This window comes from Sphingomonas phyllosphaerae (assembly GCF_036946485.1).
Classification (GTDB): domain Bacteria; phylum Pseudomonadota; class Alphaproteobacteria; order Sphingomonadales; family Sphingomonadaceae; genus Sphingomonas; species Sphingomonas phyllosphaerae_E.
Window position 1 is genome coordinate 284637 of record NZ_JAQIJA010000002.1, and the last position, 17350, is coordinate 301986.

The window sequence follows — 17350 nt, forward strand, 5'->3', positions numbered from 1 at the left end:
AATCCTCCTCTTGATCGTTCCGTATTACTCGGACATACAATAAGTATACGATATGCAGATTGATGCAATCTAGCGTTGCGTAGGAGAGAGTTCATGACGCGACGTCGCGGTCCAATCCGGCGCATGTTCGGATGCTTGACGGCCACCTTGGTTCTGCTCGGCTGCGGCGAGGGGGGCGCGGCAACCGGAGGTTCCGCGCCTGCGGGCGGGTCGCCGCCGATCGCCACGTCACCATCTCCGAACTCAGGTGCCGGGGGCGGTGCGACGCCCTGCCTAAGCGGTACGTGGCGCGCGGTCGCGACTGATCCGAAGGACCGCGCGAATGCATCGATGCCGTTGCGCTACGAGACCGAGCACGTCGCGTTCCACTGGATCGGTGACCTTGTCTCGCAGGCGGACGCCGAGGCGGCGGGAAGGCATCTCGAATACGTCTGGCAGCAGTTCGTCGGTCGGATCGGCTTCCCCGAGCCTGACTGCGGCATCGCGGCCAAGCGAAAGGTCAACGTGTTCATCGGTGCCGACTACGGGCTGACCGGTGGTGCCGACGGGATCGGGCAGCTCGGCATGTGGATCGGGCCGGGCGGCATCCGCGATCGCTTCGGGCTCGCGCACGAGCTGACGCACGCCCTGCAGGTCGGCTCGGGAGGGCTCCAGGACTCGCCCTTCTCGGGATGGCTGTTCGAGAGCCACGCCAACTGGATGACGCACCAGCTGCCGGAATTCCGCGGCGAGACGCACTGCTCGGTGCTGTCGGTCAACTTCCCGCATCTCTACTACGGGTCGACGCGCGTCCGTTACTGCAACTGGCAGTTCCTCGAGTTCATCAAGGATCGCTACGGCTACCAGGCGGTGAACGACCTTTGGGCGCGCTCGCCGCGCAAGGGGGATCCCGCTGCGGCGACCGCCGATCCGGTCGAGGTGCTGATGCGCAACCAGGGCTGGACGTTGACGCAGCTCAACGATGCCTTCGGCGAGTGGGCGATGCATAACGCCAACTGGGACTACACCAATCCCGACGGCAGTGATCAGGGGGCTGTCTACCGCCGTGCGTATGGCGATTACACGCAGCAGACCGGAGACCGCCTGCTGCGCAGCACGGTGCTGGATCCGGTCGATGTAGCGCGCCGCCGCTTCGCGGTGCCCGCCGCCTGGGCGCCGCAGCGCTGGGGCTACAACATCGTCCGCCTGCATCCCGATGCCGGTGCGGCCAGCGTCACCGTCGACTTCCGCGGCGTCGTGCAGTCGGCGGCCGCCACCACGACGCTGCCCGGACTGGCGGACGAACCGGGCGCCGTTCCCGCGCCGTCGAGCGGCTGGCGCTGGGGGCTGGTCGCGGTGGGCGCCGATGGGCGCAGCCGCTATTCGGTGCTGGGCCGCGGCGCGCGATCGACCGCGACGCTCGCGCTCCAGCCGGGCGACGCGGCGCTTTACATGATCGTGGCCGGCGCGCCCGAGGCCTTTCAACACATCCGCTGGGACCAGCCCTATTACTCGATCTACCGCTATCCATGGATGGCGCAGTTCAGCGGAGCGATGCCCGAACGCTACCAGCCGGACGCTCCCCCACCCAGCGCGGGCGGGCGGCGACATCCGAACGGTGGCGGTTGGGTGGCCGAGGGCGCGACGGTGGAGGCGGGCGCCTACGTCGGTCCGTACGCGCGCGTCCTTGCCGGCACGATGCGCGGAGCGGCACGGCTGGAGGATCATGCGGTGCTCGACGGCGGGCAGTTGCTCGGCAACGCCCGCGTCGGCGCCCTGTCGGTGATCCGCGCCGACACGGTCGTCCGGGACGACGCGCGCGTCGCCACGACCTTCCAGGCGCTCGGCGACTTCGAGCGCGGCATCGTCCTCTCGGGAACGGCGCAGAACATCGGTGACGTCGAGCAGCGCGGCGCATCGGCGGCGCGCGGGGTCTTCTATGGCTTCGTCGATCCCGGCGTTGTGGCCGATCCGAAGCACGGCGCCGACCTGCGCGCGCCCGTTCCCGAGGTTACCGCTCCTCCCGCTTACCGCTGGCCGGAGTGATGAGCATGAACCATCGCTTCACCGCTGCGCTCGTCCTAGCAATGATCGGCCTTGGACCACTGGAGGTCGAGGCGCGGACGTCACCGATCCTCCCGGTCGCGGAGGGCGGCACGCTCCGAGTCGCCTTTGACCATCGGGAGCCGCGTCCCGGCGTGCGGCTGCTCGAGCTGGCCCGCACCCGGACCGGTTGGCGCGGGCAGCTGACCTCCGACTGGTACGGCACGATGCCGATGAGCCGCATCGTGCGATCCGGCGGGACGATCAGCTTCGACATCCGCAACATCAACACGCCGGGCGTTCCCGTCCGACGCTGGTCTGCGACAGTCACGCCCGCAGGCATCGTTCTGGCGGGTGGGATCTGGGACCAGGACGTTCGCCAGACCGGACGACGGGCGACCGCCGCGCAGGCGGCCGCACTGGCGCACCGCGAGGTGCCGCTGCCGCCGCTCGGCACGGTCGCACCCGACGGACTGGCGGCGACGCCGCCGATGGGGTGGAGCAGCTGGAACAGGTTCGCCGACAAGATTGACGATCGAACGATCCGCGCGATGGCCGACGCGCTGGTCTCGAGCGGGCTGCGCGACGCCGGCTACCGTTACGTCAACATCGATGACGGCTGGCAGGGAGATCGGGGCAGTGACGGCGAACTGCGCCCGAACGCCAAGTTCCCGGACATGAAGGCGTTGGCCGATTACGTCCATGCGCGCGGGCTGAAGCTGGGCATCTACAGTTCGCCGGGTTTAAGAACCTGCGCCGGCTACGAGGGCAGCTACGGCCACGTTGAACAGGATGCGCGTACCTTCGCGCGCTGGGGCGTCGACTATCTGAAGTACGATCTCTGTTCGGGCGAGTGGCAGTATGCCGAAGCCGACACGGTGCGGCGTGCCTACCATCAGATGGGAGCGGCGCTGAAGGCGACCGGCCGTCCGATCGTCTACTCGCTGTGCGAGTACGGGCGGTTCGATGTCGCGGCGTGGGGCCGATCCGTCGGCGGGCATCTGTGGCGCACGACCGGCGATATTACCGACGATTATGCGAAGATGAGCGAGATCGGCTTCGAGCGCAATCCGCGCTTCGGCTATGCCGGTCCGGGCGGCTGGAACGATCCAGACATGCTGGAGATCGGCAACGGCGGGATGAGCGAGGACGAATATCGCACCCATATGACGCTGTGGGCCATGTCGGCAGCACCGCTGATGATGGGGCACGACCTGCGCGAAACGAGCCCTGCGGCACGTGCGCTGCTTGTGAACCGCGAGGCAATCGCGATCGATCAGGATCCTGCCGGCATGCAGGGCAAGGCAGTGCGTGTTTCAGGGCAGCAGGAAGTCTGGTTGAAGCGGCTTGCCGATGGCGGGGCCGCAATCGCGCTGTTCAATCGGGGCGAGCGGTTGGTAACCATGGCGCTGACACCGGCGGATACCGGTTTGCAGCGAATAGGGACGCTCCGTGATATATGGCGCCATGTTGACGTCGAGCCGTCTGCGCTCACGTTCGATGTCCCGCCGCACGGCGCCGTCTTCATGCGCGCCACGGGTGCTCGCTAAGCCCGACGTCATCAGTGATAATCTGGAGCCGGGTTGCAGCGTTGCTGAGGTGCTAAAGCAATGTGCACTGTAAATGGGTCGTTCCATGCAACGAGTCCATCATGGTAGGGTCGCCTGACAAAACATAAAAGCGTTAATCAGCACCGCCATCGGCTAAGCAAATCAAAGTGGCGGCACGTCCCCGCAACCAACAAAAAGCCCGCCAAGTCGCAAGACTTCGCGGGTTTTGTTGTGTCCAGGCGAGCCAACGCCGTTACGACAAGAGCGGTCCGCATCTCTTCGCCCGAGGTGGCGGAACGCCGACCTCACCAGCCGCTCCCGTACCCGCTCAACGGTGACGACTCATCATCACTTTCAGCACCTGCGACGCATCGGCAAGGTGGCCCGCGCGAAACTGGGTGCGCGTTCCGACGCTGCGGCGGGATAGAAGTTCGGATCGAGGAGGCCTCGGCCACTCTTGGGGATCATCTATCCGTGTTGGCGCGGCAATCCTTAGGGCTACAAGACTTCGCGTATTTAGCGGTTCGCTAATCTTACGCTGCGGAGAAATAGTCCTGCATAGCCCCGTGTTGAACTGAAGGTGCTGCGGCTATCGGGGACGCCTCTTCAATAAGGCGGCGTTACGCGTGCGCGCTGCGCCCGCGCGGCCTCGGTCCACCAGGCGAGGTTGTCGGCGAAGCGCGGGAAGCTGCGCGTCAGCGACGCACCACCGTCCCCGATCGGATCGCCGTCCGCGTCGAGTGTGTGGCCGATGCTGCCGACGGTCAGCGTGCTGGAGACCACGACCATCCCCATTTCGGTCAGCGTGCCGTGCCACGCGACGCTGGCGTGCGCGCCCGCAAGCCGACCGGCCGAATAGCTGGCGATCGCCGCGGGTCGCCAGAACCATTCCTCCAAAAGGTGATCGGTCAGGTTCTTGAGGCCGGGCTGCTGGCCCCAATTATATTCACCGGTGACGAAGACGAAGGCATCGGCGGCGCGGATCTTGCCCGCAAGCGCCTCCAGCGCGGCCGGTGCCGTCCCCGCCGGATATTCCTTGTACATGCGGTCCAGCATCGGCAGCCCGATCGCCTTCGCGTCGATCAGTTCGGGCGCCGCGCCGCGCTCCGCGAACGCCCGCACCAGATAGTCGGCGAGACGGATGCCCTGCCGGTCCGAGCGGTAGGAGCCATAAAGGATCAAAATACGGTCGGCCATCGCCCACTTCCCTGTAGAAACGGGCGGACCATCGGCCCGCCCGGATCGTCGCTCAACCCTGAATGAAGGCGAGCAGATCGGCGTTGATCTGATCGGCGTTCGTGGTCGGCATCCCGTGCGGATAGCCGGGGTAGGATTTCAGCACCGCGCCTGCGACGATGTCGGCGGACAGCTTGCCGGTCGTCGCGAACGGCACGACCTGATCGTCCTCACCGTGCATGACCAAAGTCGGGACGGTAATTGCCTTCAGATCGTCGGTGAAGTCGGTCTCCGAGAACGCCTTGATGCCCAGCGTGTGCGCGAGCACGCTGCCCTGCATCCCCTGTCGCCACCAGTTGCGGCGCACGCCTTCCTTCACCTCGGCGCCGTCGCGGCTGTAGCCGAAGAAGGGGAGGGTGAAGTCGTAGAAGAATTGCGCGCGGTTGGTCGCGGTCTGATGGCGGACGTCGTCGAACACCTCGATCGGCACGCCGTCGGGGTTGGAGTCGGTGCGGACCATGATCGGCGCGACCGCGCTGACCAGCACCGCCTTGGCGACGCGCCCAGGCGCGGCGCCTCCGACATAACGGGCGACCTCGCCGCCGCCGGTGGAGTGACCGACATGGATCGCGTCGCGATGATCGAGCGCATCGGTCAGCGCGATCACGTCGGCGACATAGCTGTCCATGTCGTGCCCGGTCGCCGACTGCGACGAGCGACCATGTCCGCGCCGGTCGTGCGCCACCACGCGATAGCCCTTGTCGAGGAAGAACATCATCTGCGCATCCCAGTCGTCTGCGCTGAGCGGCCAGCCGTGATGGAAGTGGATGACCTGAGCGTCGCGCGGACCCCAGTCCTTGTAGAAGATCTCGGTGCCGTCGGCGGTGGTGATGAAGGGCATGGTCGGTCTCCGTGGTTCGATGGCTACGCACACAGAAAGTTGAGAAGGGTCAGGCGGCGTCGACGAGCACGATCTCGGCATCGTCGATCGCGGTGACGGTCAGCACCGCCTCGTCGACGATCGCGGCGCCGTCGCGCGCCTCGATGCGGATGCCGTTGACGTCGATCGCGCCGGTGGCGGGCACCAGATAAGCGTGGTGGCCGGCGCCGAGACGGTATTCGGCAGTCTCGCCCGCCTTGATCGTCGCGCCCAGCACCCGCGCGTCGGTGCGGATCGGCAACGCATCCCCGTCGCCATCCAGCCCCGAAGCGAGCACCACGAATTGTCCGGCGCGATCGTCCTTCGGGAAGGGCTTTGCGCCCCAATGCGGCGCGCCGCCGCGCACCTTCGGCTCGATCCAGATCTGGAATATCCGCGTGGTCTGCGTTTCGCGATTGTATTCGGAGTGCCGCACGCCCGATCCGGCGCTCATCACCTGCACGTCACCGGCCTCGGTGCGCCCGGTGTTGCCGAGGCTGTCCTGATGCGTGATCGCGCCGTCGCGGACATAGGTGATGATCTCCATGTCGGCATGCGGATGCGGGGGGAAGCCGGTGCCGGCGGCGATCGTATCGTCGTTCCACACCCGGATCGGGCCCCAACCCATGTTGTTCGGATCGTAATAGCTGGCGAAGGAAAAGTGATGCTTGGCATCCAGCCAGCCGTGATTGGCACCGCCGAGTTTGGCGAAGGGACGGCGATCGATCATCTCGAAACTCCTTTTAGGACAATGGCATCTGCGTCGTTGAAGGCAAGATGGTGCACGAAGCCGCTTGACGAAATGGCAAGTATGGCATTCCATCGATGCCGAAAATGACACGTCGACTTCCCGATCTCGAAGCATGGGCGATCTTTGCCAAGGTCGCCGAAACCGGCTCGTTCGCGCGCGCCGCGCAGGAGCTGGGGCTCGCCAATCCAACCGTCTCCAAGGCGATCGCGCGTCTGGAAGCGCGGATGGGGGTGACGTTGCTCAACCGGACGTCGCGTCGGCTGGCGCTGACCGAAGGCGGCCGCGCGGTGCTGCCGCGCGCGGCGCGGCTGCTACGCGAAGGCGAGGCGGCGGAGGATGAGGCGAAGGAGCAATCGGCGGTGCCGCGCGGGCGTGTACGGATCAGCGCGCCGGTGTCGTTCGGGATCGGCTATATGGCCGCGATCCTGCCGGCGTTCATGGATGCTTATCCGGAAGTGACGCTCGACCTCGCGTTGAGCGATCGGCACGTCGATCTGGTCGCGGGCGGGTTCGATCTCGCGCTGCGCATTGCGCGGCTGGAGGACAGTTCGCTGATCGCGCGGCGGCTGTGCACGGTGCGGCTGCTGCTGGTCGCGGCGCCGGGCTATTGGGACCGGGCGGGGCGCCCGACGCACCCGGCGGAACTCGCCCGGCATCGCGCGCTCGCCTATAGCGGGGCGGCCAATCCGGGCGTGTGGCGGCTGACGCATCCGCAGTTCGGCGAGGAGACGATCGCGCCTCCGGTCAGCGTGTGGGCGGACAATGCCGACGTGCTGACCCCGGCGCTACTGGCCGGGCAAGGCATCGCGTTGCAGCCGGAGTTTCTGGTGTGGCGCGAGTTGCGCGACGGTATGCTGGAGGTGGGGATGCCGGAATGGGCCGCTCCGGTACTGGGACTGCATCTGGTGATGCCGCCTTCCACCCTGCGGCCGCTGCGCGTGCAGGTGGTGATCGACCACCTCTCCCATGCGCTGGCGAAGGCACCCTGGGCGCTACCCTCCGGCTGATCGCCGCGCTTCGGCCTGACGCCTGACCGCCTCCCAAACCTTCGAGATAACGACCGAACCTTCGCCGACCGACGAGGCAACGCGCTTCGTCGAGCCTGCGCGGACGTCGCCAACCGCAAAGATCCCCGGGCACGACGTAGCGTAGGGAGAGTCGGCGTCGACCGCGGCACCGGTCAGGATGAAGCCCTTGTCGTCAAGCGTGACCAAGTCGGCCAGCCACGCCGTATGCGGCACCGCACCGACCATCACGAACATGGCGCAACTGGGGATCGTCCGATCCCCCGCGGCATCGCGGATCGTGACGGCCCGAAGCGCGGCATCGCCATGCAGCGCCGCCACCTCCGCTCCATATTCGATCGTGACCGCAGGATCGGCTTCCAGCCGGCTGGAGAGATAATGCGACATCGATGTCGCCAGCGTCGCGCCGCGCACGAGCAGCCGGACGTGGCGCGCGACGCGGCTGAGGTACATCGCCGCCTGTCCGGCCGAATTGCCGCCGCCGATCACCACGACCTCACCGTCGCGGCAGAAGCGCGCCTCGCTTTCGGTCGCGGCGTAATAGATGCCTGCGCCTTCGAACTCCGCCAGCCGCGCGATCGGCAAACGGCGGTACTGGACACCAGTGGCCACGACCACCGTAGCGGCGCGGACGCGCTGGTTGTTGGCGAAGGTCGCGCAGAAGCCACCATCGTCGCAGCGCTCCAGCGACGCGACACGCCGCGGCATGACGAAGCGGGTACCGAACTTCATTGCTTGGATTTCGCCGCGCCAGACCAGATCGCCACCCGAGATGCCGGTGGGAAAGCCCATGTAGTTTTCGATCCGGCTCGACGTACCCGCCTGTCCGCCGATCGCGGTTTCGTCGACGACCAGCGCGCTCAGCCCTTCCGCGCCGGCATAGACGCCGGCCGCGACCCCGGCCGGTCCGGCGCCGACGATCAGGACGTCGAACGCGGCATCGTCGGCCAGATCCTGATCGAGCCCGAGCAGGCGCGCCACCTTTTCCGGCGTCGGGTCGGTGACGACCAGATCGCGGCCGAACACCACGACGGGTGCATTATCGGGCGTGCCGCAACTGCTCGACACCTCGGCTGCGGCTGCGCTGCCGATCGGATGCGAGCGATAGGGGAGGCGATTGCGCGCGGCGAATTCCGCGATCTGCCGCACCGATCGATCGTTCTCCTCCCCGACGAGCACCAGCATCGCGTCGCTGCTCTCGAGCTGGCGACGCCGCCGGGCAGCGAGTACGGTGATGACGATGTCCGACATTTCGGGGATCGCCGACATCAATTGCAGCATCCGCGCGCGCGGCACTTCGATCACCTGCGTGTCGCGTACCGCGCGCATCGGCATCGACCAGTTGCCGCCCGAGAGCAGCGAGACTTCCCCCATGAATTGGGTGGGGCCGAGCGTCGAGGGCACCAGCCGCTCGCCGGAGAAGGGATTGACGACCTCGACCTCGCCGGTTTCGACATAGACGAAGCGGTCGGCGGGAGCACCCACTTCGGCGAGCCACTCACCGGCTTCGTAGCGGCGGTGGATGCCGGCCGCCCGCAGCGCGTCGACATGGCTCGGCGCCAGTGGAATGCGCTGCATCTCTTTGAGATCGCGCCCGATCGTCTCCATGCAGTCGGTCCCCTTTCCGTACCAACCGCTATCCCGACCATCGCGCTCTCGCAACCCGGCCGGATCGTCGTTCGTGTCTGATGGCGTCCTTGCTAATGCGACCACGTTGCATTAGCAAGGACGTGAAAAGGGAGATATCGTGCTGACTCATCTTCATCGTGCCGCCCTGCTAATCGGCTGTGCCTGTCCGGCTGTCGCCGCTGCCCAAACCACAACGGCGCCCGCTTCCGATCCCGCTGAAGTCGTCGTGATCGCGACCGGGCAGAGCAAGGCGACCAGCGCGTCCAAGGCCGAAACCCCGTTGATCGAGTCGCCGCAGACGATCTCGATCGTCAGTCGCGAAGAGATGGATCTTCGCGCCGTGAGCACGATCAGCGATGCGCTGGCCTATACCGCCGGCGTGAGGGGCGAGGCGACGGGCATCGACAGCCGCACCGACGAGATCACCGTGCGCGGCTTCTCTGCTGGCGGCTTTTCGTCGAACAATAACTTCGTCGACGGTCTTCGGCTGCCATCGGGCGGACAGTTCACGCGCACACAGTTCGATCCGTTCGCTCTCCAGCAGGTCGAAGTGCTGAAGGGACCTTCGGGCGTGCTGTACGGTCAAAGTGCACCGGGAGGCATCATCAACATGGTGTCGAAGCGCCCCACCTTCGCCTCGCATGGCGAGGTGTTGCTGCAGGGCGCCGGCTACACCGATCTGGATCGCTGGCAGTTCACCGGGGGCGCCGACCTGTCGGGGCCATTGAATGGCGCGGGCACGCTGGCCGGGCGGATCGTCGGTCTGGCGCGCGGCGGACAGACGCAGATTCAGGAAACCAGCAACGAGCGCTATTACGTCTCGCCCTCGATCACCTTCCAGCCCAGCGAGGCGCTGTCATGGACGTTGCTGGGCCAGTATCAGCGTGATCGTGGCGGTTCGACCTACCAGTTCCTGCCGCGCACCGGCACTTTGGACCCGGTGAACGGCAAGCGGCTGGCGCTGGACGACTATATCGGCGAGCCGGACTGGAACACGTTCGACCGCGACCAATTCCTGATCGGCTCGTTCCTTCGTGCACAGCTCGCTTCCGGCATCAGCTTCCGCAGCAACGTCCGGTACACGCATATCGATACGCTCTATCGCGTGAACATCCTTGCGGGCGACGCCGTCACGGCGGCACAATGCGCGGGCTATGCCGCCGCCCGGCCGAGCTGGTACGCGGGCTGCCTTCCGGGCCACACCTTGCCGCGCCGCGCCATCCAGGCCGAAGGTTTCAGTGACGGACTCGCGCTCGATCAACAACTTGCCGCCGACTTCTCGACAGGACCCTTGCGCCACAGCCTGTTGGGAGGCGTCGACTATTTCTATAGCGACTGGGAGCATCGCCGCGATCTGGTGACGCCCTCCGGGCTGCCCGCCGCACTGCGCGGGCAGGTCGAGCCGCTGATCGATCAATTCGAGCCCGTCTATCGTGGATCGGCCTATTACGCCTCCAGCCTGGCGCCGCAGGGCTATCTGGGCACAAGGAGCAACCAGCTCGGCGTCTACGTGCAGGACCAGATCGCCTGGGGCGGGCTGCGGGTGTCATTGGCGTTACGACAGGATTGGTCCGCCGATACGCTGCGCAACTTCACCAATCCCGCCGCGGTCACCTATCAGCGCACCAGCGCCGATGCGCTCACCGGGCGAGCCGGGCTGATCTATCTGTTCGACAATGGCATCGCTCCGTACGTCAGCTATGCGGAGTCGTTCGCGCCGCAGGGCGGCGATTCCGCCACCAACGTCACCGGGCAGCCGTTCTCCCCGACGACCGGCAATCAGTGGGAGGCCGGCCTTCGCTACGAACCGCATGGGGGCAAGGCCTATCTGACGCTGGGCGGCTACCAGATCACGCAGCAGAATATCGCGACCGCCGCGCCCAACAATAGTTGCGTGGCGCTTACCGGATGCCTGACCCAGACCGGCGAGGCGCGGATACGCGGTGTGGAGTTCGAGGCCCGCGCGCAAACGTCGTTCGGCGCCACGCTGATCGGCAGCGCGACCCGCAATTGGTCGGAGGTGACGAAGACGACGGTCGCCGCGCAGCTCGGCAAGGATTTCCCGCAGGTGCCCGATTGGCTTGTGTCCGCGTTCGTCGATTATCGCCTGCCGGACGACGTGCTGCCCGGCCTCGGCTTTGGCGGCGGCGTTCGATATACCGGTGCGATCTTCGGCGATGCGGCCAACACGATCCGCATACCCAATTATACATTGTTCGACGCCTTTCTCCGCTACGACCTGGGCGGCGCGATTGCGCGCGGGCGTGGCGCATCGCTGTCGATCAATGCGCGGAACCTGACAAACAAGACCTACCTGTCGCTCTGCGGCGGTCCGCAGTCGTGCTATTATGGATCGGGCCGGACGGTGACCGCCCGGCTGCAATTCCGGTGGTGAGGGCGGCGTTGCGGCTGCCGGCGCTGCTATCGGCGGTGCTGTCCGCGCCGTTGCTGGCCATGGCGCCACCCGAGGCGCGGCCGTATGAACTGCCTCGCAGCATGGTTGCCGGGGTCGAAGGGCCGGGCGGCTCCTATGAGGTCATGATCGCGTGGCCAGAGGGCGAGCCGCCGGCGGCCGGGTGGCCCGTGCTTTACGTCCTCGACGGCGAGGACAATTTCGCGATCACCGCACTGACCGCGCGTCGGCTGGCGCGCGCCGGCGCGCGCAGCGGGGTGGCGGCCGGGATCGTCGTCGGGATCGCAGCCGGTCCGCTGCCGCGCCGCGTGCGTGACTATACGCCGGCGACGCCCGACTGGGTCATTCCCCGGGGCCGACCCGCGCACGGGCTGGCCACGGGCGGGGCGGAGGCGTTCCTGGACTCCGTCGAGCGACAGGTGATGCCGCTGGTCCACGACGGGCGCTGGCCGATCGATCGCACGCGCGAGACGCTGGTCGGGCATAGCTTCGGCGGATTGCTGGCGCTCCATGCCGCCGCGACGCGCCCGGCGCTGTTCGACGGCGTGGTGGCGGTCAGCCCGTCGCTCTGGTTCGGAGACGGCCTTGTCGAACGCGAAGTGAGACGGGCGCCGATCGGTCCACGCATCCTGATCTCGGAAGGCGAGGGGGCGGCCCTGGAGAACGGTTCGACGCTTTCCCGGTCGAGGCAGCGGACCCGCTTCCTCCCGCTGCCGGGTCAATCGCATGGCACGACCATGCTTGCCGCAACCGTTCCGACGATCACCTTCGCGTTCGGGCAGGTCGACCGGTAGTCGCGGACCGGGCCGCGGCCATGGCGCTGCCCGGCCTGACTGCATGTCAGGTGCCGAGCGTCGCAGAAGCGCTGTCGGAGACGGCACGCCCGGACGTGCTGGCGCTCACCGCGATTGGGCGGCGGCTACACATGGTGCAGCTAGTCGGTCTGCCTCGAACTGCGACTGGCGAAGTAAGATGCCACAGACCAACCGCCGAGTGCAGAGCCGCCGAACCACAGCATGAACGCCGCGGCTTCTCCAAGAAACAGGCATATCACACCAGGTATGCACGCCGCGACGGTAAGGAGGGTGCGGGCGCCTGCCAAGGTTCCGGGCGTTGCGCCCGCCGCACGCCGCCGCTTCGGATCGCCGATGCACAATCCGAGGATGGCGATGCCCGAAAACGCAAGCGCAAGAACGGTCAGCGCAACCATCGTCAGGCTTTCGCTGGCTTGAGGAACGCAGGCGTCCCACGCGCGGCGCGTGTCGAAGTAGTGGCGCACTTGCGCAGCAGCCACAGACCAGTCGCTGCGAAGGCGAAGTCGAGCACCGCGATGATCGGTTGGCCGACCGCGATCGCCTCGCTCCAGCCCGGCCCCCCGGCAACGTACAAGCGGAGGAGCGGCAGCATGACCATCACGCCGCCGGTCGTGCCGACGAGCAACCGAACCAGTAGGGCATTGCTGCTGACGACCGCGCCCGCGATGATCGCTGCGCATGAGGCGATCAGGAACGCCGTGGTTGTCCAGTACACGGCGGCGCCGAGCGGCATGGTGACGAGGAACGCCGCCGACGCGACCACGAGCGCAAAGGGCAAACCGAAGGCTACGACGCTCAGCGAACGCTCAAGCCAGACGAACGATCGCGCGTCGCTCACCCGCCGGACCACCCAGAGGCGCATTCCGGTGTAGGTGACGTAGCACATGGCGAAGCCCAGCCCGAACCAGATCGCCTTGGACAGCAGGCCCGCGAAATTGCCGAAGTGGATCGGCCCCATCAGCCCGACCAGCGTCCCGCCGGCGGAGGGAACCGCCCCGACGTTGGGCTTGGCCCGGATGAACGTTGCGTCCGCGCCGTTGTAGAGCAGCGCCACGGGTGCGAGGTCGCCCGCTCTGGGATTGTGGTAACTCGTCACCTTCGCGTCGGCGCGACCGAAGTTCTCGATCGCCACAAACGTCGGGACCTCGCCGGTGCGCCGGATCGCGTCGGCGGTGATGCGATCCATGTTGCCGCTCGGGGCAGGGCGCGGATCCGGCGTTCCGGGGTTGCCGAACACCGCCTTGGTCAGCGCCTCCACGTCGCCGCCGAATGCGGCCATCGCGACGACCGGTACCCCCACGGTACCGTAGAAGGAGAAGAAGCTGCCCGTGAAGGCGAGGACGAAGGCGAAGGGAAGGCTCCAGGTGCCGGCGACGCTGTGGCTGTCGCGGTGGGCCAGCACCGGATTGGCGCGACGGCGCAGCGTGAAGATGTCCTTGAACAAATGGCGATGGATCAGCAGCCCCGAAATCGCCGCCACCAGCATCGTTAGACCGAGGATGCCGGTCAGCAGCAGCCCCCAGGGATTGGGTACGTGCAGGCGGACGTGCGTGTCGACCAGAAAGGCGCTGAGCGCATCGTCGTTGCGGGGGCCGAAGATGTCGTCGATGTTGCCAGCGACGGTGCGCTGCACGCGGCCGGCATTGTCGACCTGATAATAGATGCCGCTTTCGGTCGGCACCCCCTTGGCGCTCAACTCGTGGCGGTGGAAGAAGGCACCGAAGCCGTGATCGCCGATCTCGAACAGGTTGACCGCCTCGCGATAGCGCGGCGGCGTCGCGGCGGTAAGGCGGCGGAGCGTGGCGTCGATCGGCTGCGCAAACGACGAGCGGGTGGCGACGTGCCCTGCCGACCATGCGCCGATCTCGTGCGCGAACACCGCCGCGGTGCCCGTCAGCACGACCGCATAGAGCAGCAGGCCGAGCAGGATGCCGGACCAGCCATGAACCGCGACCATCGCCTTGGTCTCGTTTCGCTCCAGGTGGATCATCGCGCGACCTTTGCGGCGGCGGGCACCGTCACGAGCCGCTGGGCGACCATCCCGCCGTGGATCAGCAGCAGCGCCGCGGCGACGAACGCCACCCGCGCGATGCTGCGATCAAGACAGGCGTGAAAGAACAGCAGCGACCAGATCAGCGGTGCCAGCACCAGTGGAAAGGCGAGATTGTCGATCCCGGCGGCCCCGCCGGGCAGCCACAGCGGCATACCGGCGAGCAGCGCCAGCGTCACCACGATCGCCCCCGGCCCCGCCAGCAGGATTCGCAGCATTCGATGCGAGGATGGCGGCGGAGCCGTGTGCGTCACTTGGGACATGGGCACTGAATAAAAAGTCGCGCCGACGAACGCAAGCAAAATGCTATTGATACTTCTTCTCAAAAGTGTAGGAGCCCGCCAATTAGGGTAGACGAACGAAAAAGGCTCGGGAAATGGCGAAGTTGATCATGGTGGCGGGCCTGGCAGGCGCGCTGCTGAGCCAGGCGGCGTGGGCGCAGTCGACCGCGCCCGAGGACGGCGAGGACATCATCGTGACGGGCGCCACGGCCGGCACCAAGACCGAGACGCCCCTGACCGAACTGCCGCAGCCACTGACCATCGTCCCGGCCGAACGCTATCTCTCGCAGGGGGCGATCAGCATCAGCGACACGGTGAAATACGCCGCCGGCGTCCTCGCCAATCCCTATGGTCGTGACACGCGGGTCGACAGCTTCAACGTGCGGGGCATTCAGGCGCTGCAGTTCCGTGACGGAATGCGCGACATCTTTTCCTATTACGCCAGCATCACATCGGACCCGTACAATTTCTCGCGCGTGGAGATCGTGCGCGGGCCGGCGTCGGTATTGTTCGGCCAGGGGTCGATCGGCGGCCTCGTCAATCTCGTCTCGAAGGCGCCGGAGTTCAGGACGGGCGGCGAACTGAACCTGGTGTATGGCAGCTTCGATCGAAAGGAAGTGCTGGGCGACGTCAATCTCGCCGTCACCGACCGGCTCGCGGTCCGTGCGGTCGGGCGCGCTCGCGATGCGGACACCTATGTCGATCATGTTCCCGACGATCGCGTCATGATCGCGCCATCGATCCGGTGGCAGCCGACGATGAACACCGACATCGTCCTGACCGGCCTCTACCAGAGGGACGACACCGGCTCGACCTCGCAGTTCCTGCCGATCGTCGGCACGTTCCGCCCGAACCCCGCCAACCCGGGCGGGCACCTTGACCCCTATACCTTCGTCGGCAAGGCGGGGTGGGATCGTTATGCCGGCCGTTCGCTGCAGGGCGGCGGGTCGCTGGTCCATCGCTTTTCCGACGCGGTGCGCATCAGCCTGAAGGCGCGCTACATCGACAGCGATCTGGAATATTTCACGCATTACGCGGACAGCTATACCAACCCGACCAACCCCTTCGCGGTGTACGGCAGCGACGGTCGTTCGATCCGGCTGCTCGCCGACGCCAGCGATGCGCGGATGAACGTCTTCTCGACCGACAACAACATCCAGCTATCGTTCCACACCGGCGCGGCGATCGAACATACGCTGTTGGCCGGGATCGACTATAGCTGGAACAAGGTCGGCAAGCGCGCGGTGGACACGTCGGCGGACGTCGAGATCGTCGACCTCTACGACATCGATTACGACGCGCTGCAGACGTACGATCCCGCCGGCCCCTTCGCCTACGATTCGCAGAAGCAGCTCGGCGTCTACGTTCAGGATCAGGTGCGGCTGTTCGACCGGGTGTCCGTGATCGTGGGTGCGCGGCGCGACCATGTGACCAATTCGGCGGGGCAGGAGGACAATGCCACGACCTTCCGCGCCGGCATCATCGGGGAGGTCGGCGCGGGCTTCTCGCCGTTCTTCAGCTATACCGAGAGCTTCCTGCCGATTGCGGGCCGGCTGAGCGGCCCCGGCGGCGTGCAAGGGGCACCTTTCACCCCGCAAACCGGTACGCAATACGAAGCCGGGGTGAAGTGGCAGCCGCTCGCCTCGACGCTGGTCACCGTGACCGGCTTCCACATCAAGGAACGCAACCGCGTCCTCTATCTCGCCAACAATGCCATCACCCAGTCGGGCCAGCTGACGACACGCGGGGTCGAGTTCGAGGCGAGCCATACGCTGCCCGGCAATTTCGAGCTGCTGCTCAATTACGGCTATGCCGAACTGAAGTCGGAGGTGAATACCGCGCTCGACTATATGCCGCGTCATACGGCGTCGGTGTGGTCCGCCAAGACGTTCGGCATGGCGGACGGAGCGCGCCTGCGGCTCGGAGCGGGCGTGGTATATAATGGGGAAAGCAAGTCGACCGGGCCGCTGGATCCGTACGGCCTCAACGCCGCGATACCCGCCGGAACGCTGTACACGATCGTCACGCCCGCACGCACGACGGTCGACGCGCTGGCGGAGATCACCTGGGACAAATGGCGTTTGGGGCTGAACGCCACCAATCTGTTGAACGAAAAGGCGTTTGCCTCGTGCCTCGCGCGGGGTGACTGCTTCATGGCAGCACCTCGTAACGTGATGATCTCGCTTGGCTTTCGCTTTTAGGGGTAGTTTTGAGATCGTTTCATTCACACCCCGGTTTGACGGACAGTGATGGAAGCCCCTGGAGCCGGGCGGCGAATGATGGCGCGGCGCTTCTCGTCTGACGGGTTCTCAAAAAGGTTGTCGGCCAGCCCACTTGCAGACGTGAACCTTGATACCCTTCGCCCAGCGGGTTCGACGTGCCCAGAGCACCTCTCTTGGGAGACGAGGCCCGCCCTCGTGTATCCAGACAATTGGCGTCGGCGCGCCATCGAGGGCTGGGCAGTGATCGCCTTCGACGTCGCTCCATGGGGTGCGGTCGGCAATGCGCGTGTGCTTGCAGCCGAACCGTCCAATGAGTTTGGTATGGCGGCGACGCAGATCATCTCCGCAGCCAAAATGCCAGCTTCGCAAAGCGGTTACGGCGGTTGCGTCGAGCGGGTGAAATACAAGATGGGACCGGGCACCCCGGAGCCGTCATCTCCTCCCAGAACAGCGACATGACACAAACGCAGACGCCGGTCAGAATGCAGACATTGCCT

General features: G+C 66.3%; 14 protein-coding genes. 7 read left to right on the forward strand and 7 right to left on the reverse strand.

Features of this window, described 5'->3' with window-relative positions:
• Nucleotides 1–123: 123 nt before the first annotated feature.
• Together PGN16_RS06795 and PGN16_RS06800 are read left to right on the forward strand one after the other, a co-directional pair.
• Nucleotides 124–2025 (forward strand): Svx/AvrXca family virulence/avirulence protein, encoded by a 1902-nt coding sequence (locus PGN16_RS06795; protein ID WP_335308652.1) that lies wholly within the window; start codon nucleotides 124–126, stop codon nucleotides 2023–2025.
• A 5-nt stretch (nucleotides 2026–2030) separates the two neighbouring features.
• Nucleotides 2031–3572: a glycoside hydrolase family 27 protein gene (locus PGN16_RS06800; RefSeq protein ID WP_335308653.1), complete on the forward strand. Its 1542-nt coding sequence runs from the start codon at nucleotides 2031–2033 to the stop codon at nucleotides 3570–3572.
• A gap of 606 nt (nucleotides 3573–4178) precedes the next feature.
• Here the strand turns inward: PGN16_RS06800 and PGN16_RS06805 are convergent.
• The 3 genes from PGN16_RS06805 to PGN16_RS06815 are packed head-to-tail and all read right to left on the reverse strand — an operon-like array spanning nucleotide 4179 to nucleotide 6397.
• On the reverse strand, nucleotides 4179–4769 hold the full coding sequence (locus tag PGN16_RS06805) for an NADPH-dependent FMN reductase (protein WP_335308654.1): 591 nt from the start codon (nucleotides 4767–4769) through the stop codon (nucleotides 4179–4181).
• A gap of 52 nt (nucleotides 4770–4821) precedes the next feature.
• On the reverse strand, nucleotides 4822–5649 hold the full coding sequence (locus tag PGN16_RS06810) for an alpha/beta fold hydrolase (protein ID WP_335308655.1): 828 nt from the start codon (nucleotides 5647–5649) through the stop codon (nucleotides 4822–4824).
• A gap of 49 nt (nucleotides 5650–5698) precedes the next feature.
• Entirely contained in the window at nucleotides 5699–6397 is a 699-nt protein-coding gene (locus PGN16_RS06815) for a pirin family protein (protein ID WP_335308656.1), read from the reverse strand.
• Nucleotides 6398–6501: 104 nt separating this feature from the next.
• Between PGN16_RS06815 and PGN16_RS06820 the strand changes: the two genes are divergently transcribed.
• A complete protein-coding gene (locus tag PGN16_RS06820; RefSeq protein ID WP_335308657.1) occupies nucleotides 6502–7425 on the forward strand; it encodes a LysR family transcriptional regulator in 924 nt (307 codons plus the stop codon).
• Here the strand turns inward: PGN16_RS06820 and PGN16_RS06825 are convergent.
• Nucleotides 7411–9051, reverse strand: coding sequence for an FAD-dependent oxidoreductase (locus PGN16_RS06825; protein ID WP_335308658.1), 1641 nt, complete (start codon nucleotides 9049–9051; stop codon nucleotides 7411–7413). The two genes, PGN16_RS06820 and PGN16_RS06825, sit on opposite strands and share 15 nt — an antisense overlap.
• Before the next feature lie 247 nt (nucleotides 9052–9298).
• Between PGN16_RS06825 and PGN16_RS06830 the strand changes: the two genes are divergently transcribed.
• A complete protein-coding gene (locus PGN16_RS06830; protein ID WP_335308659.1) occupies nucleotides 9299–11467 on the forward strand; it encodes a TonB-dependent siderophore receptor in 2169 nt (722 codons plus the stop codon).
• Nucleotides 11464–12279: an alpha/beta hydrolase gene (locus tag PGN16_RS06835; RefSeq protein WP_335308660.1), complete on the forward strand. Its 816-nt coding sequence runs from the start codon at nucleotides 11464–11466 to the stop codon at nucleotides 12277–12279. Before PGN16_RS06830 ends, PGN16_RS06835 begins: the two co-directional genes overlap by 4 nt.
• A 140-nt stretch (nucleotides 12280–12419) precedes the next feature.
• Here the strand turns inward: PGN16_RS06835 and PGN16_RS06840 are convergent, their stop codons facing one another.
• From PGN16_RS06840 to PGN16_RS06850, 3 genes are read right to left on the reverse strand one after another with little or no spacing between them, the layout of a single operon-like run.
• Nucleotides 12420–12695, reverse strand: coding sequence for a hypothetical protein (locus PGN16_RS06840; protein WP_335308661.1), 276 nt, complete (start codon nucleotides 12693–12695; stop codon nucleotides 12420–12422).
• 2 nt (nucleotides 12696–12697) lie between these two features.
• A complete protein-coding gene (locus PGN16_RS06845; RefSeq protein ID WP_335308662.1) occupies nucleotides 12698–14290 on the reverse strand; it encodes a PepSY-associated TM helix domain-containing protein in 1593 nt (530 codons plus the stop codon).
• Nucleotides 14287–14568: a hypothetical protein gene (locus PGN16_RS06850; protein ID WP_335308663.1), complete on the reverse strand. Its 282-nt coding sequence runs from the start codon at nucleotides 14566–14568 to the stop codon at nucleotides 14287–14289. The genes PGN16_RS06845 and PGN16_RS06850 overlap by 4 nt, the downstream gene beginning before the upstream one ends.
• Before the next feature lie 158 nt (nucleotides 14569–14726).
• On the opposite strand from PGN16_RS06850, the gene PGN16_RS06855 reads away from it, so the two are divergent.
• Complete coding sequence (locus PGN16_RS06855; protein ID WP_335308664.1) at nucleotides 14727–16832, forward strand: TonB-dependent siderophore receptor; 2106 nt, start codon at nucleotides 14727–14729, stop codon at nucleotides 16830–16832.
• A gap of 78 nt (nucleotides 16833–16910) precedes the next feature.
• Nucleotides 16911–17312, forward strand: coding sequence for a TonB family protein (locus tag PGN16_RS06860; RefSeq protein ID WP_335308665.1), 402 nt, complete (start codon nucleotides 16911–16913; stop codon nucleotides 17310–17312).
• The last annotated feature ends 38 nt before the right edge of the window (nucleotides 17313–17350 follow it).

Bases quoted from the DNA above. Each gene is read 5' to 3' on its own strand.
- PGN16_RS06810 (WP_335308655.1), bottom strand. From the start codon at position 5,649: ATGCCCTTCATCACCACCGCCGACGGCACCGAGATCTTCTACAAGGAC.
- PGN16_RS06800 (WP_335308653.1), top strand. From the start codon at position 2,031: ATGAACCATCGCTTCACCGCTGCGCTCGTCCTAGCAATGATCGGCCTT.
- PGN16_RS06795 (WP_335308652.1), top strand. From the start codon at position 124: ATGTTCGGATGCTTGACGGCCACCTTGGTTCTGCTCGGCTGCGGCGAG.
- PGN16_RS06840 (WP_335308661.1), bottom strand. From the start codon at position 12,695: ATGGTTGCGCTGACCGTTCTTGCGCTTGCGTTTTCGGGCATCGCCATC.
- PGN16_RS06855 (WP_335308664.1), top strand. From the start codon at position 14,727: ATGGCGAAGTTGATCATGGTGGCGGGCCTGGCAGGCGCGCTGCTGAGC.
- PGN16_RS06850 (WP_335308663.1), bottom strand. From the start codon at position 14,568: ATGCTGCGAATCCTGCTGGCGGGGCCGGGGGCGATCGTGGTGACGCTG.
- PGN16_RS06825 (WP_335308658.1), bottom strand. From the start codon at position 9,051: ATGGAGACGATCGGGCGCGATCTCAAAGAGATGCAGCGCATTCCACTG.
- PGN16_RS06860 (WP_335308665.1), top strand. From the start codon at position 16,911: ATGGCGCGGCGCTTCTCGTCTGACGGGTTCTCAAAAAGGTTGTCGGCC.
- PGN16_RS06815 (WP_335308656.1), bottom strand. From the start codon at position 6,397: ATGATCGATCGCCGTCCCTTCGCCAAACTCGGCGGTGCCAATCACGGC.
- PGN16_RS06820 (WP_335308657.1), top strand. From the start codon at position 6,502: ATGACACGTCGACTTCCCGATCTCGAAGCATGGGCGATCTTTGCCAAG.
- PGN16_RS06845 (WP_335308662.1), bottom strand. From the start codon at position 14,290: ATGATCCACCTGGAGCGAAACGAGACCAAGGCGATGGTCGCGGTTCAT.
- PGN16_RS06805 (WP_335308654.1), bottom strand. From the start codon at position 4,769: ATGGCCGACCGTATTTTGATCCTTTATGGCTCCTACCGCTCGGACCGG.